Here is a 14,688-nt window from a genome sequence, read left to right on the forward strand (position 1 = left end):
CGAAGACCATGGCCCTCGACCACCGGCTCACCCCCGAGCACGAGGAACTCCGCCGCACCGTAGAGGCGTTCGCGCACGATGTGGTGGCGCCCAAGATCGGCGATCTGTACGAGCGGCACGAGTTCCCGTACGAGATCGTCCGCGAGATGGGCCGCATGGGCCTGTTCGGCCTGCCCTTCCCCGAGGAGTACGGCGGCATGGGCGGCGACTACCTCGCCCTCGGCATCGCCCTGGAGGAGCTGGCCCGCGTCGACTCCTCGGTCGCCATCACCCTGGAGGCCGGCGTCTCCCTCGGCGCGATGCCCCTCTACCTCTTCGGCTCCGAGGAGCAGAAGCAGCAGTGGCTGCCGAAGATGTGCTCCGGCGAGATCCTCGGCGCCTTCGGCCTGACCGAGCCGGGCGCGGGCTCCGACGCGGGCGGCACCCGTACGACCGCCGTCCGCGACGGCGACGAGTGGGTGATCAACGGTTCCAAGTGCTTCATCACCAACTCCGGTACGGACATCACCGGTCTGGTCACCGTCACCGCCGTGACGGGCCGCACTGTGTCCGATTCCTCTGGCTCCGGCCGCCCGGAGATCTCCTCGATCATCGTCCCGTCCGGCACCCCGGGCTTCACCGTGGCCGCCCCCTACTCCAAGGTGGGGTGGAACTCCTCGGACACCCGCGAGCTGTCCTTCGACGGCGTACGGGTCCCCCTCGCCAACCTGGTCGGCGAAGAGGGCCGCGGCTACGCCCAGTTCCTGCGGATCCTCGACGAGGGCCGGATCGCGATCTCGGCGCTCGCGACGGGCCTGGCGCAGGGCTGCGTGGACGAGTCGGTGAAGTACGCGAAGGAGCGGCACGCCTTCGGCAAGGCGATCGGCGACAACCAGGCCATCCAGTTCAAGCTGGCCGACATGGAGATGCGCGCCCACATGGCCCGGATCGGCTGGCGCGACGCGGCCTCGCGGCTCGTGGCCGGGGAGCCGTTCAAGAAGGAGGCGGCCATCGCGAAGCTGTACTCCTCGACGGTGGCGGTGGACAACGCGCGCGACGCCACGCAGATCCACGGCGGCTACGGGTTCATGAACGAGTACCCGGTGGCCCGGATGTGGCGCGACTCGAAGATCCTCGAGATCGGCGAGGGCACGAGCGAGGTGCAGCGCATGCTGATCGCCCGTGAGCTGGGGGTTTCCGCCTAGCCGCGCCCAGCCGCGCCGTCGGCCGTACGGTTCGGGGCCCTCCGCGAGGAGGGCCTCTTATCGTTTTCAGCCAAGGTTAGGCTAACCTTCCCTTCGAACGCCCGAGCCACGCAGTACGCACGAAAGTGGACACCGCCATGCCCAAGTCCCGCTCCTCCCTCCTCACCCGCCGCGGGCTCATCGCGGCAGGCGGCGCCCTCGGCCTGGTGGCCGCGCTCACCGCCTGCGGTGGCGGCGACTCCGCGAAGGACGGTTCGGGCGACAAGGGCACGGGCTCCGCCTCGGGCGCCTGGAGCTTCAAGGACGACCTGGGCCAGGACGTCACCACCAAGTCCAAGCCGAAGAACATCGTCGCCTTCACCGGCACCGCGGCCGCGCTCTACGACTACGGGGTCAACGTCAAGGGCGTGTTCGGCCCGACGAAGACCGCCGACGGCAAGGCCGACGTGCAGGCCGGCTCGATGGACATCTCCAAGGTCGAGATCCTCGGCAACGTCTGGGGCGAGTTCAACGTCGAGAAGTACGCCTCCCTCCAGCCCGACCTGCTGGTGACCAACACCTGGGACACCACGTACTGGTACGTGCCCGAGGAGTCCAAGGACAAGATCCTGAAGGTGGCCCCGGCCGCCGCGATCCGCGCCGGCGGCGAGGACGTCACCATGGACAAGGCCCTGGCCCGCACCGCGGAGCTCGCCAAGTCCCTGGGCGCCGACCTGAACTCCAAGAAGGCCGTCGACGGCAAGGCCCGCTTCGAGGCCGCCTCCGCCAAGGTCCGCGAAGCGGTCAAGGCCAACCCCGGCATCAAGGTGCTCACCGCCTCCGGCGACGCGGACAAGTTCTACATCTCCACGCCGAAGACCTCGGCCGACCTGGCCTACTTCCAGCAGCTCGGCGTCGAGTTCGTCACCCCGGACAAGCTCGACGACGGCAGCACCTTCTTCGAGAGCCTCAGCTGGGAGAACGCCGGCAAGTACCCGGCCGACCTGATCCTGCTCGACAACCGCAGCAGCGCCCTCCAGCCGGAGCAGCTGGCGAAGGAGAAGCCCACCTGGGCCGCGCTCCCCGCCGCCAAGGCCGGCCAGGTCACCCCGCGCACCACCGAGCCCGTCTACTCGTACGAGAAGTGCGCGCAGATCCTGGAAGACCTCGCGAAGGCCATCCAGAACGCCAAGAAGGTCAGCTGACCCCGGGTCCCTGACCGTCCGGCCCCGGCGCCTCACCCAGGCGCCGGGGCCTTCTGCATCACCCCGCACCGCCCAGCCGTTCACCGATCCCAGGGGGGACCCTCCGCATGACCTCCGGCACCGACACCGAAGCCGCGCCCGAAACCCCGGCCGAGATCCCCCACTTCCGGTTCTTCGAGCTCGAAGTGCTCCGCACCCGCCGCCTCGGCCACTCCTTCCTGCGGATCACCTTCGGCGGCGCCGACCTCGCGGGCTTCCGCTCGGGCGGCTGCGACCAGAGCCTCTCCCTCTTCCTGCCGCCGGCCGGCCGGGAGCACACGGTGCTGCCGTCCACGGGCGAGGACACCTGGTTCGGGGACTGGCGCGGGATGCCGGACGAGGAGCGCCCGGTGATGCGCTCGTACACGGTCCGCGAGCAGCGCCGGACCGCCGCGGGCGTGGACGAGGTGGACATCGACTTCGTCCTGCACGGCTCCTCCTCCCCCGCCTCGGCCTGGGCCGGCCGCGCGGTGACCGGCCGCCGGATCATGGCGATCGGCCCGGCCGTCGCGGAGAACAAGTCCGTACGGTTCCAGCCGCCCGCCGGCACCGACGCGTTCCTGCTGTACGCGGACGAGACCGCCCTCCCCGCGGCCGCCGCGATCCTGGACCGGCTGCCCGCGGGCACCCCGGTCCGGGCCTGGTTCGAGGTCCCGCACGAGGACGACCGGCTGTACCTGCGGGCGCCCGACGGCGCGGACGTCACCTGGGTCGTACGGGAGCCGGGCACCGGAGCGGAGCGCACCGACCGGGTGCTGGAGGTCCTCCGGGCGGCGGAGCGGCCCGCCGCCGGAGCCCCGTACGCCTGGATCGCGGGCGAGTCCGCGACGATCCGCGCGGTCCGCAGGCACTTCGTCCAGGACTGCGGCGTGGACCGCCGCTCGGTCCGCTTCACCGGCTACTGGCGCCTCGGCGCGAGCGAGGAGGAGCTCCTCGCGGAGGCCTACGCGGGCCGGGCCCCCGACGAGGACCCGACGGCGGCGCTCTAGCCGCCCCCCGCCGGGTCCGCGCCGCCGCCTACTGCCAGGGCACGTCCGGCGCCCGGTGGTAGGTGACGTCCTGGGCGTCCAGGCGGGGGGCCTGGGCGGCCAGCCGCCGGCTGTACGAGGTCCAGTCGCGGGCGGTGGCCGGGGACCAGCCCAGCTCCGCCAGGCCCAGTACGCGCGGGAAGGCCATCAGCTCCCAGTCCCCCCGGGTCGCGATGGTCTCCGTCCACAGCGGGGCCTCCACCCCGAGGACGGCGGATTCCGGGAGGCCCGTCAGGTAGGTCCCCGGGTCCCAGTCGTAGGCCCGGCGGACCGGCACGTACCCGGCCCAGGCCAGTCCCGGCTTCGTCTCCTTGTCGTACTTCATGTCCAGGTAGAGCCGGTCCGCCGGGGACAGGATCACCGGGCTGCCGGCCTTGGCCGCCGCGGTCACCGCCGCCTTCTCGGCGGCCGCCGTGCGGTCGTGGCCCCAGTACTGGAGCACCGCCCCCGGGGCCGGCCGGGCCGTCGCGAGCTGGTGCCAGGCCACCACCGTCTTGCCGTGCTTCGCGACCACCGCCTGGGCCCGGTCCATGAAGGCGGCGTAGTCCGCCGCGGGCGTGGAGTGGGCCTCGTCGCCGCCGATGTGCAGGTACTTGCCGGGGGTCAGCTCCGCGAGCTCCCCCAGCACCTGGTCGATGAACTCGTAGGTCCGCTCCTGGCCCACGCACAGCGAACTGAAGCCGACCTTGATCCCGGTGTAGCGCTCGCGCGCCTTGCCGTCGCAGTTCAGCTCGGCGTAGGAGGCCTGCGCGGCGTTCACGTGGCCGGGCATGTCGATCTCCGGGACCACGTCCACGTACCGCTCCGCGGCGTACGCCACCAGGTCCCGGTACTCGTCCTTCGTCCAGTGCCCGCCGGGGCCGCCGCCGACCTCGCTCGCGCCCCCGTACTCCGCCAGCCTCGGCCAGGAGTCGATCGCGAGGCGCCAGCCCTGGTCGTCGGTCAGGTGCAGGTGCAGGGTGTTGACCTTGTACTGCGCGAGCTGGTCGACGTACCTCTTGACCTGCTCCACCGGGAAGAAGTGCCGGGCCACGTCCACCATCGCGCCCCGGTACGCGAAGCGCGGCGCGTCCGTGACCGTGCCGCCCGGGACCGTGCCCGGGCCGGAGACCGGCAGGAGCTGGCGCAGCGTCTGGCCGGCGTGGAAGAGGCCCGCGGGCGTGCGCGCGGTGAGGGTCACCCCGCCGGGCCCGGACTCCAGCCGGTAGGCCTCCTCCCCCGTCCCCCCGGCCTCCCCGTCGATCCGCAGCCGGATCCCGTCGCCCTCCGTGCCGTCCACCACGGGCAGCGGCAGCCCGCTGGGGCCGCGCAGCTGCTCCGCGAGGAGTTCGCCGACCCTGCGGACCTCCTCGTCGTCGGTCAGGCCGGTACGGATGACCGTGCCCGGGCCGAAGGTGTACCCCGGGCCCCCGGCCCGGGCGGAGACGGGGGCCGGCAGGAGCCGTTCGTAGGGCGCGAGCGCGGCGGGCGGATCATCGCTGGGGCGGGCGTCGTCCCCCCGCGCGGCGCTGCTGCAGGAGGCGGCCGCGGGGACGGCGGCGAGGACGAGGAGGGCGGCGAGGACGCGTCGCGGGACTCTCATGCGCATAGGTATAGGCCAACCGGGCCCGTGGGGCCGATGCAAGAATCCCAGGATGGCGGAAATCATCCAGAAGGACGGCACATGGACCTTCGACGGGGACGCGGTGCGCATCGTGCCCGGCCGCGACAAGGGGGTGGGGCTGCTGCGCCAGACGCTGGGCGAGGTGCTCGTCCCGCTGCGCGCGCTGGCCGGGGTCTCGTACGAACCGGGGCGCAAGGCGGGCCGGCTGCGCCTGCGGCTGCGTGACGGCGCCGACCCCCTCCTGCAGGTGACGGGCGGACGGCTGCCGGAAGCCTCCGACCCGTACCGGCTGACGGTGGAGCCCGACCGCGGCGGGGTGGCGGAGTACTTCGTGGACGAGGTCCGCAACGCCCTGCTGCTGGACCAGGTGGACCCCGGGCCCACCGACTCCTACCTGCTGCCGGGTCCCGCCGTGCCGATCACGGTCGGCGCGGGCGACGGGACGGTGGCCTTCGACGGGGACCGGGTCTGCCTGGAGTGGAACTGGACGACCGAGGAGGCGAAACGGTCCGGCGGGGCCCGGGAGTTCAGGGTCGCGGACCTGCGGTCGGTGGAATGGGCCCCGTCCCGGGGGCTGGAGAACGGGTGGATCCGCTTCGCTCTGGCCGGCGCCACGCAGAGCTCGGCCCCGAAGTACGACCCGCACACGGTGGAACTGTTCGGCTTCAAGAAGGACCCCCTGATGGCGCTGGTCGCGGCCGCCGTCGCGGTCCGCATGCCGCACCCGGCGGCCCCCGCGCAGGAGCCCGTGCCGGAGCCCGGCCCCGCCCTCGCCGCGCCCCCCGCCCCGGCCCTTCCTCCCGTCGCCGCCCCGTCCCCCGCTCCCGCCCCGGCGGAGGACCACGACGCCCTGCTGCGCCGGCTGCGCGAGCTGGGGGAGCTGCATCAGGCGGGGATCCTCACGGCCGAGGAGTTCACCACGGCGAAAGCGGCAATTTTGGGTCGTTTCTGACCGCCAAAGACCGGAATTCACCCCTCCTCTGGTCCAGACCAGCATGATCCTGCCCGATATCGGGCAGGATTTTTGCGTTCTGCGGCTCGTGCCGCCAATATCAACGGATGCCCGACCGCCGCCCGTCGCACGACGACCTCGTCGACCACTTGGTGCGCAGCACCTCGCTCCAGCGGGGCGAAGCCGCCCGAGTGGTGCTCGACGTACTCGCGTACTTCGACGAGAGCACCGAGGAGTTCGTCCGCCGGCGCCACCGTGAGCTCCAGTCCGGGGGCGCGGTCAACGCGGACATCTTCGAGCGGATCGCGGCCGAGCTGCCGCACCGCGCCGTGGCACCGCCGGAGCTCTCGCTCCGGCAACTGCGCCGCATCGTCTACGGCTGAGCTGCCCGCAGCGGGCACCACCTGCCGGGGATCCGGACAGCGGCAAGAACAACCGAACTTCAGGAGGGGAAAGACCTTATGTGCGGAATCGTGGGTTACATCGGCAAGCGTGACGTGGCACCGCTGCTGCTGGAGGGCCTGCAGCGACTGGAGTACCGCGGCTACGACTCCGCGGGCATCGTCGTCAACAGCCCGAAGGCCGCGGCCCTGAAGGTCGTCAAGGCCAAGGGCCGCGTACGCGAGCTGGAGTCCCGGGTACCCAAGCGCTTCGCCGGCACCACCGGCATCGCCCACACCCGCTGGGCCACCCACGGCGCCCCGAGCGACATCAACTCCCACCCGCACCTGGACGCCGACAACAAGGTCGCCGTCGTCCACAACGGCATCGTCGACAACGCCTCGGAGCTGCGCGCCAAGCTCGAGGCCGACGGGGTCGTCTTCCTCTCGGAGACCGACACCGAGGTGCTCGTCCACCTCATCGCCCGCGCCCAGGCCGACACCCTGGAGGAGAAGGTCCGCGAGGCTCTCAAGGTCGTCGAGGGCACCTACGGCATCGCCGTCATGCACGCCGACTTCTCCGACCGCATCGTCGTGGCCCGCAACGGCTCCCCGGTCGTCCTCGGCATCGGCGAGAAGGAGATGTTCGTCGCCTCGGACATCGCCGCGCTCGTCGCCCACACCCGTCAGATCGTCACCCTCGACGACGGCGAGATGGCGACCCTGAAGGCCGACGACTTCCGGACCTACACCACCTCCGGTACGACGACCACCGCCACGCCCGAGACCGTGGAGTGGGAGGCCGCCTCCTACGACATGGGCGGCCACGACACGTACATGCACAAGGAGATCTCCGAGCAGGCCGACGCGGTCGACCGCGTCCTGCGCGGCCGGATCGACGACCGCTTCAACACCGTCCACCTGGGCGGCCTGAACCTGGACCCGCGCGAGGCGCGCGGCATCCGCCGGGTCAAGATCCTGGGCTGCGGCACCTCGTACCACGCCGGTCTGATCGGCGCGGGCCTCATCGAGAGCCTGGCCCGCATCCCCGCCGACGCCGAGCCGGCCTCGGAGTTCCGCTACCGCAACCCGGTCGTGGACCCCGACACCCTCTACATCGCGGTCTCCCAGTCCGGTGAGACGTACGACGTGCTCGCGGCGGTGCAGGAGCTCAAGCGCAAGGGCGCCCGCGTCCTCGGCGTGGTCAACGTGGTCGGCTCCGCGATCGCCCGCGCCGCCGACGGCGGCGTGTACGTGCACGCCGGACCCGAGGTCTGCGTCGTCTCCACCAAGTGCTTCACCAACACGGTCGTGGCCTTCGCGCTGCTCGCCGTGCACCTGGGCCGCATCCGCGACCTGTCCGTCACCGACGGCAAGCGGATCATCGACGGCCTGCGCAAGCTGCCCGCGCAGATCCAGGAGATCCTGGACGGCGAGGAGGACATCAAGAAGCTGGCCGCGGAGTACGCCGAGGCCAAGTCGATGATGTTCATCGGCCGCGTCCGGGGCTACCCGGTGGCCCTGGAGGCCTCCCTGAAGCTCAAGGAGATCTCCTACATCCACGCCGAGGCCTACCCGGCCTCCGAGCTCAAGCACGGTCCGCTCGCCCTGATCGAGCCCTCGCTGCCGACGGTCGCGATCGTCCCGGACGACGACCTGCTGGAGAAGAACCGTGCGGCGCTGGAGGAGATCAAGGCCCGCAGCGGCCGGATCCTGGCGGTCGCCCACACCAAGCAGGAGAAGGCCGACCACACGATCCTCGTGCCCAAGAACGAGGACGAGCTGGACCCGATCCTGATGGGCATCCCGCTGCAGCTGCTGGCGTACCACACCGCCCTGGCCATGGGCCGGGACATCGACAAGCCGCGCAACCTGGCGAAGTCGGTCACGGTCGAGTAGTCGAGCGGGTCTCGCGCACGAGAAGGCCCCCGGGGATCCCCCGGGGGCCTTTTCGTGTGCTCGGGCCGTTTCGTGCGTTCGGGCCCTGCCCTCAGCTCGCGGCGACCGCGCCGCGCGAGCCCTTTCCGAGGGCCATCGGCCAGCTCGCCAGCGCCGCGGTGGCCCCGTACCAGGCCAGGAGTCCGCAGAGCGCCGCCACCCAGCCGCCCGCCTTGGCCAGCCCGCCGCTGTCGGCGAAGCTGCCTATCGCCAGGAGCAGCAGGGAGAGGGTGAACAGGCCGTACACGCCCTGACCGAACAGTCCGCCCGAGGCCGCGGCGGTGAGGGTCAGTCCCAGCATGGCGAACAGCACGAGGAACATCCCGGCCGCGTCTGCCGAAACCTTTCCGTCGGCCCCACTGGCCCAGATGAACCAGAAGGTGCCGATGCCCGCGAAGGCCGTGCCGTTGAAGCCGTTGCCGCCGCGGTACTCCAGGACTCCGAGGACGAACAGGGCGAGTCCGCCGAGGTACATCGCGAGCGACACGGAGTTGGCCGCGGTCACACCGTCGATGACGCCGGTGTTGCCGATACCGAATGCGAGAAGGGTGAGACCCAGGGCGATGTGCCCGAGGGTCGAAGTCGAGGCCGTGCTTCCCGCAGAGACACCATTGTCCACGGCGGGCTCCCTTCGATCTGCAGTTGTTTGCTGCGTCCCAGCAGCCTTTATCTACCCCTTACATGGGGGTGCACAACCGCACAATCGACATACAGTCGGTTACGGGATGACAACAACCGGTCGCTGCGCCCGCTTGGCCAGCCGGCCCGCCACCGAGCCGAAGATCCGGCCGACGATCCCGTGCGTGGAGCCGACCACGATGGCGTCCGCCGAGTACTCCCGGCCGACCTCCTCCAGCTCGTGGCAGATGTCCCCGCCGCGCTCGACGAGGATCCACGGAACCTCGGACAGGTAGTCCGCGCAGGCCAGCTCCAGCCCCAGCACCTCGGTGCGGTGGTCCGGCACGTCCACGAAGACCGGCGGCTCGCATCCCGCCCACACGGTGGTGGGCAGCCGGTTCGCGACATGGACGATGATCAGACCGGAGCCCGAGCGGCGGGCCATGCCGATCGCGTACGCGAGGGCGCGCTCACTGGACGTGGATCCGTCGAAGCCCACCACGACCCCGTGCCGGAAGGCCGGGTCGCAGGGATGACGTGGTTGTTCCACCGCGCGCAGGTCGGCCGATTCGGGGTCGGCGAGGCGTTTGCGCTTGCGGTCCGCGGGTTCGGAGAATTCGTGACCGGCCATGGGTGTCTCGGCGAAGAGGTCCTCAGGGGAAGGGACAAGGGGACGGGGCGCCAGTAGGCGGAAGCGACGATTCAAGCGGGACGATTCCAGAAAACGACAACTCAGTGTGACCGAGCTCTGTCCGGGAAGCATCTTCCCAAGCCCATACCCACCAGGGTACGGCGACACTCCTGTGCTGCACAGGTCATGCCGCCCTTGGAGAGCGTCCAAGGGAGCATGCCGCAGCCACGCCTCCTTGGCAATGTCCGCTGCCCCCTACAGCCAGTGACCAGGAGCACCCCATCGGGTGGGTGCCACCCGTGCGCGCAGTGACCGAGCCGAGCCGCACGCCGTTGGACACGAGTCCGACCGTCCAGGAAGAGCCCGCAGGGAGCACGCCGTGCCCGGTCATCCGGTTCACCCCGTCCAGCCCGCTCAGTCGCCCGCTCAGCCGACGCAGTCCGTCCACATCTCTCCCCCTCCCCTTCACTCGTCCGTGCAGCCCGCCCGGCACCCCCACGAGGACTCCGCGGGTGACGTGGTGCGCTGGGCGGCTTTCAGCTGCCTGCTCGTCCCCGTGGTCCTCGTCGTCTACGGGACCTCCTTCGGCGGGGCCGCCGTCGCCACGCTCGGCCTGGCGGCCGTCACGGCGGCCTGCCGGGTGCTGCTGCGCCACTCCGAACAGACGGAGCGGAATGCCGCCCGGGTCCTCGCGGAGGACCGATTGACGCCCGCGCACCGGGGCCGGCACTCGCGCGCCGGGGCCGCGACCCAGCGCGGATGTCAGGTTTCCGGCGGGATGTCCCCTCACGACTGACCGATTCGCACATCCACACCCGCATGTTTTCAGCCAACTTCCCGGCAGGTCACCCCCCTTGCCGGAATGTCCCCCCGACCCCCTCACCATCAGCGACTACGGCGCCACAAGGGGACTTTGACCCTACGAGTACTGGCCATGGCCGGACAGTGCGCTTTCCACCCGGGTAGCGGAGTGGAACGCTTCCTGATCGAATGCTTTTCGCCAAGTTGCCAAGTCGACATAGCGCTGCGTGCTGAACTTGTCACGCCGACACCACGGGACGCAGTAGATTCGATCATGTATTTACGGCGGGGGAGCCACGTGCAAGGCCGAGGGGATACGTGCAGGTGCGACCAGACCAAGGAGTCGCGACACCCAAGGGGGGCTTAGCGCCATGAGCCAGGATTCCACCGCCGTCGTCGTTGACGGCAGGAAGCTCGCGGGGCGTCGCCGCAGGGAGATCGTCGCGGTGCTGCTCTTCAGCGGCGGACCGATCTTCGAGAGCTCCATTCCACTTTCCGTGTTCGGCATTGACCGGCAGGACGCGGGAGTTCCACGCTACCGACTGCTCGTGTGTGCCGGTGAGGACGGTCCTCTGCGGACCACCGGCGGACTCGAACTGACCGCGCCATACGGGTTGGAGGCGATCGCCCGGGCAGGCACGGTCGTCGTTCCCGCGTGGCGTTCCATCACCTCGCCGCCGCCGCCGGAGGCGCTCGACGCGCTGCGTCTGGCGCACGAGGAGGGGGCCCGGATCGTCGGACTGTGCACGGGGGCCTTCGTGCTCGCCGCCGCCGGTCTGCTGGACGGCCGGCCCGCGACGACGCACTGGATGTACGCGCCGACGCTGGCCAAGCGCTACCCGTCCGTCCACGTCGATCCGCGCGAGCTGTTCGTCGACGACGGCGACGTGCTCACGTCCGCGGGCACCGCGGCCGGAATCGACCTGTGCCTGCACATCGTGCGCACGGACCACGGCAGCGAGGCGGCCGGGGCACTGGCCCGCAGGCTCGTCGTCCCGCCGCGCCGCACGGGTGGCCAGGAGCGCTACCTCGACCGGTCGCTGCCGGAGGAGATCGGCGCCGACCCGCTGGCCGAGGTCGTCGCCTGGGCTCTGGAGCACCTCCACGAGCAGTTCGACGTGGAGACGCTGGCGGCGCGCGCCTACATGAGCAGGCGCACCTTCGACCGGCGGTTCCGCTCGCTCACCGGCAGTGCGCCGCTGCAGTGGCTGATCACCCAGCGGGTGCTCCAGGCGCAGCGGCTGCTGGAGACCTCCGACTACTCGGTCGACGAGGTCGCCGGGCGCTGCGGGTTCCGCTCGCCGGTCGCGCTGCGCGGGCACTTCCGACGCCAGCTGGGGTCCTCCCCGGCCGCCTACCGCTCCGCCTACCGGGCCCGCCGCCCGCAGGCCGACGTGGTCCAGGTGGCTCAGCTGTCGGAGTCGCCGGTCCCGCACCAGCGCACTCCGCAGCCGCAGCGCGCGGCGGCGGCGCTGGCCGCGGCCGGTCCCACGGTGACGGAGCTGTACGCCCCGGGCCGGGTGCTGCGCGAGCACGCGTAACGAGGTCCCGGGAAGGTCCCCCGCACCAGTGGTCACCTCGGTGGTCACCGGTGCGGGGGACCTTCCGCATAAGGTGGGGCGCATGAACGATCGCATGGTGTGGATCGACTGCGAGATGACCGGGCTCTCGTTGACGGACGACGCACTTATCGAGGTGGCCGCACTGGTCACCGACTCGGAGCTCAACGTGCTCGGCGAAGGCGTGGACATTGTGATCCGCCCGCCGGACGCGGCCCTGGAAACCATGCCCGACGTGGTGCGCGAGATGCACACGGCGTCCGGCCTGCTCGACGAGCTGGCCGGCGGGACCACCCTCGCGGACGCGGAGGCCCAGGTCCTGGCCTACGTACGGGAACACGTGAAGGAACCCCGCAAGGCCCCGCTCTGCGGAAACACGGTCGGCACCGACCGCGGCTTCCTGCTGCGCGACATGGCCGCACTGGAGGGGTACCTGCACTACCGGATCGTGGACGTGTCCTCGATCAAGGAGCTGGCGCGGCGCTGGTACCCGCGCGCCTACTTCAACAGCCCCCCGAAGAACGGCAACCACCGGGCGCTCGCGGACATCAAGGAGTCCATCGCCGAGCTGCGCTACTACCGGGAGGCCGTCTTCGTGCCGCAGCCCGGTCCGGACTCGGACACGGCGCGCACCATCGCCGCCAAGCACGTCGTTCCTGGGGCCTAGCGGCCACCGGAGAGGGGTGCGGGGAAAGGGGGGAGCGAGCACCCTCCCGGACCCTGTACCCTTTTCTTCGGCCGGTCGGTTTTCCGACCGGACATGGTGGGTGTAGCTCAGTTGGTAGAGCACCTGGTTGTGGTCCAGGTGGCCGCGGGTTCAAGTCCCGTCACTCACCCTGACGAGAAGGCCCCGGTCCGCGAAAGCGGACCGGGGCCTTCCGCGTTTCTCAGAACAGCAGGTTGTACTTGTCGAAGCCGGTGCCGAGGACAGAGACCTTCACCCGCGGGATGTACGGCTTGGCGGGGACGCCGTTGCCCTGGTACAGCCACAGGTTGCCGGACTTGTCCCGGGCCACCAGGTCGGCCTTGCCGTCGGACGTCAGGTCGCCCGGAGCCACGATCGAGTTGTAGATCTGCCAGCCGGTGCCCACCTGCTTCTTGAGCGCGAACGGCTTCGCCGCCACCCCGGTGCCCTCGTACAGCCACAGCCGGCCCGCCTTGTCCCGGGCCACCAGGTCGGCCTTGCCGTCGGCGGTCAGATCGACACCGCCCGCCAGCTGGTCGTACACCCCCCAGCCACGGCCGACCTGCACCTTGGTCGCGAACGGCTTCGCGTCCACACCCGTCCCCGCGTACAGCCACAGACCGCCCACCGCGTCCCGCGCCAGCAGATCCGCCTTCTTGTCACCGGTCAGATCGGAGACACTCACCAGGGTGTTGTAGGTGTTCCACCCCGACCCGACCCGTATCCGGTCCTTGTAGATGCCACCGTCACCCGACATCGGGTGGAACCACAGCACCCCGGCCTTGTCACGGCCCACCGCACCCGGCCCGGTGCTCTGGATCGTCACCGGCCCCAGCCGGGTCAGCGCGGTGTACTGGTTCCAGTCGAAGCTGCCGCCGACCGGGTCGACAGGGGTGAACGGCTCGGCAACCTTGCCGGTGCCCTTGTGGTCCCACAGACCGCCCTCGGCGTCACGGCCCACGAGCCGGTACCGCTCGGTCACCGGTATCGAGCCGGCGACCGCGAAGTCCGAAGTCTTCTCCGGGTTGCCCGTGCCGTAGGCGTACACCTCGTAGACCGCGGTGGTGGTCAGCTTCCACGCAGGCGCTTTCGCCTCGGCCTTCAGCGTGTAGGTGAGGGTGTAGTCACCGGGCTTCGCGATGTCGCACCAGACGCCGCCGTAGCCGATCTCGCCGGTCGAGTGGGAGCACTCGGCACCGCTGGCACCGGCTGCACCGGAGTCCACGACGCTGATCTTCAGCTCGCCCTGGTCCCACCAGCGGAAGCCCGCTGCCGCGGTCAGGCCCAGTTGCAGTTTGCCCTTGTCGACCGCGTGCAGCTTCACCGTGTGCTTCACCGTGCCGCCGGCCGGCAGCGTCGGCGTCGACAGCTTGATGGTGTTCTGCGCGACGTGCGCCTTGGTCTTCGCCGTGACGGTGGCGTGCGCCCGGCGCGGACCGATGGCCTTGGAGCCCGCGGTCTGCGCCTCCTTGATGCCCGCAGTGATGCTGGCACCGCGCGGCACGTAGACGAGCCCGTAGTAGGCCGTCGTGCCGTCCGCCGCGCCACTCGTCGCCGAGATCCACGGCGCCGGGTTGCTCCAGCCTCCGTCGAGGTCGCACAAGTACACCCCGGCCACCCCGGCCTTCGCCGTGCAGCCCTCGTGCGAGTCCACCTTCAGACCGGCAGGGAGCCCGCCGCCGGACCAGCCGGCATCCGTCAGCGGCTTCTTGCTCACCACATAGACGTACGTACCGTCCGGCTCCCCTGTGTTCTGGCCGCCGGTGCCCGACGGGGACAACTGGGCCCAGCCCTCGCCCGGCATCAGGACCTTGTCCTCGACAGGACTGAAGTAGAACGTCGGATCCCCGGCCGCCACGGCCGTGCCCGCACCCGCGATACCACCGGTGACCAGCAGCGCAACCGCGACACCAGCACCCAAAAGCCTTCTCATGTGCCCCCCAGGGAGATCGATCAATCGGCGGACGCTAGCACGCACGATCGCCGACGATTCCGCTCGGGTTCCCGTTCGCCCTGTCCTAGACTGAATACGTGACGCAGATTCTGCGTGGCGCAATCTCTGCGTTACACAGATAAATTTGGACCC

General features: G+C 70.7%; 13 protein-coding genes and 1 tRNA gene. 10 read left to right on the forward strand and 4 right to left on the reverse strand.

The features are described from left to right. The first annotated feature begins 8 nt into the window (after window positions 1-8). The 3 genes from NLX94_RS14845 (at window position 9) to NLX94_RS14855 (ending at window position 3,396) form a co-directional block, all read left to right on the forward strand. Window positions 9-1,184 (forward strand): acyl-CoA dehydrogenase family protein, encoded by a 1,176-nt coding sequence (locus NLX94_RS14845; protein ID WP_254383182.1) that lies wholly within the window; start codon window positions 9-11, stop codon window positions 1,182-1,184. Between the two features lie 137 nt (window positions 1,185-1,321). After that, window positions 1,322-2,368 carry an ABC transporter substrate-binding protein gene (locus tag NLX94_RS14850; RefSeq protein ID WP_254383183.1) on the forward strand — a complete coding sequence of 349 codons (1,047 nt, stop codon included), beginning with the start codon at window positions 1,322-1,324 and terminating at the stop codon, window positions 2,366-2,368. Between the two features lie 107 nt (window positions 2,369-2,475). Beyond that, the gene (locus NLX94_RS14855) at window positions 2,476-3,396 is read left to right on the forward strand and encodes a siderophore-interacting protein (RefSeq protein WP_254383184.1); all 921 of its coding nucleotides are present in this window, start codon (window positions 2,476-2,478) and stop codon (window positions 3,394-3,396) included. Between the two features lie 28 nt (window positions 3,397-3,424). Here NLX94_RS14855 and NLX94_RS14860 read toward each other — a convergent pair whose 3' ends face one another. After that, entirely contained in the window at window positions 3,425-5,017 is a 1,593-nt protein-coding gene (locus NLX94_RS14860) for a beta-N-acetylhexosaminidase (protein WP_254383185.1), read from the reverse strand. Window positions 5,018-5,069: 52 nt separating this feature from the next. Here NLX94_RS14860 and NLX94_RS14865 point away from each other — a divergent pair, with 52 nt between their 5' ends. From NLX94_RS14865 to glmS, 3 genes are all read left to right on the forward strand, one after another. Beyond that, complete coding sequence (locus NLX94_RS14865) at window positions 5,070-5,990, forward strand: DUF4429 domain-containing protein (RefSeq protein ID WP_254383186.1); 921 nt, start codon at window positions 5,070-5,072, stop codon at window positions 5,988-5,990. Window positions 5,991-6,097: 107 nt separating this feature from the next. After that, on the forward strand, window positions 6,098-6,373 hold the full coding sequence (locus NLX94_RS14870; RefSeq protein WP_214951593.1) for a hypothetical protein: 276 nt from the start codon (window positions 6,098-6,100) through the stop codon (window positions 6,371-6,373). A 78-nt stretch (window positions 6,374-6,451) separates the two neighbouring features. Next, window positions 6,452-8,269 carry a glutamine--fructose-6-phosphate transaminase (isomerizing) gene (glmS, locus tag NLX94_RS14875; protein ID WP_254383187.1) on the forward strand — a complete coding sequence of 606 codons (1,818 nt, stop codon included), beginning with the start codon at window positions 6,452-6,454 and terminating at the stop codon, window positions 8,267-8,269. A gap of 91 nt (window positions 8,270-8,360) precedes the next feature. Here glmS and NLX94_RS14880 read toward each other — a convergent pair whose 3' ends face one another. Together NLX94_RS14880 and NLX94_RS14885 are read right to left on the reverse strand one after the other, a co-directional pair. Beyond that, window positions 8,361-8,927 carry an acetate uptake transporter gene (locus tag NLX94_RS14880; RefSeq protein ID WP_254383188.1) on the reverse strand — a complete coding sequence of 189 codons (567 nt, stop codon included), beginning with the start codon at window positions 8,925-8,927 and terminating at the stop codon, window positions 8,361-8,363. Between the two features lie 99 nt (window positions 8,928-9,026). Next, window positions 9,027-9,557, reverse strand: a complete 531-nt coding sequence (locus NLX94_RS14885; protein ID WP_214951587.1) for a universal stress protein — start codon at window positions 9,555-9,557, stop codon at window positions 9,027-9,029. Between the two features lie 556 nt (window positions 9,558-10,113). Between NLX94_RS14885 and NLX94_RS14890 the strand changes: the two genes are divergently transcribed. The 4 genes from NLX94_RS14890 (at window position 10,114) to NLX94_RS14905 (ending at window position 12,753) form a co-directional block, all read left to right on the forward strand. Further along, window positions 10,114-10,353, forward strand: coding sequence for a hypothetical protein (locus NLX94_RS14890; RefSeq protein ID WP_374683949.1), 240 nt, complete (start codon window positions 10,114-10,116; stop codon window positions 10,351-10,353). Between the two features lie 376 nt (window positions 10,354-10,729). After that, entirely contained in the window at window positions 10,730-11,899 is a 1,170-nt protein-coding gene (locus NLX94_RS14895; RefSeq protein ID WP_250741288.1) for a helix-turn-helix domain-containing protein, read from the forward strand. 82 nt (window positions 11,900-11,981) lie between these two features. Next, complete coding sequence (orn, locus tag NLX94_RS14900) at window positions 11,982-12,584, forward strand: oligoribonuclease (RefSeq protein ID WP_250741286.1); 603 nt, start codon at window positions 11,982-11,984, stop codon at window positions 12,582-12,584. Window positions 12,585-12,680: 96 nt separating this feature from the next. Continuing rightward, window positions 12,681-12,753 (forward strand) — tRNA-His (locus NLX94_RS14905). A 51-nt stretch (window positions 12,754-12,804) separates the two neighbouring features. Here the strand turns inward: NLX94_RS14905 and NLX94_RS14910 are convergent. Next, window positions 12,805-14,535 carry a VCBS repeat-containing protein gene (locus tag NLX94_RS14910; protein WP_254383190.1) on the reverse strand — a complete coding sequence of 577 codons (1,731 nt, stop codon included), beginning with the start codon at window positions 14,533-14,535 and terminating at the stop codon, window positions 12,805-12,807. Window positions 14,536-14,688 lie beyond the last annotated feature (153 nt).

The organism is Streptomyces sp. TBY4 (genome assembly GCF_024213195.1).
GTDB lineage: Bacteria > Actinomycetota > Actinomycetes > Streptomycetales > Streptomycetaceae > Streptomyces.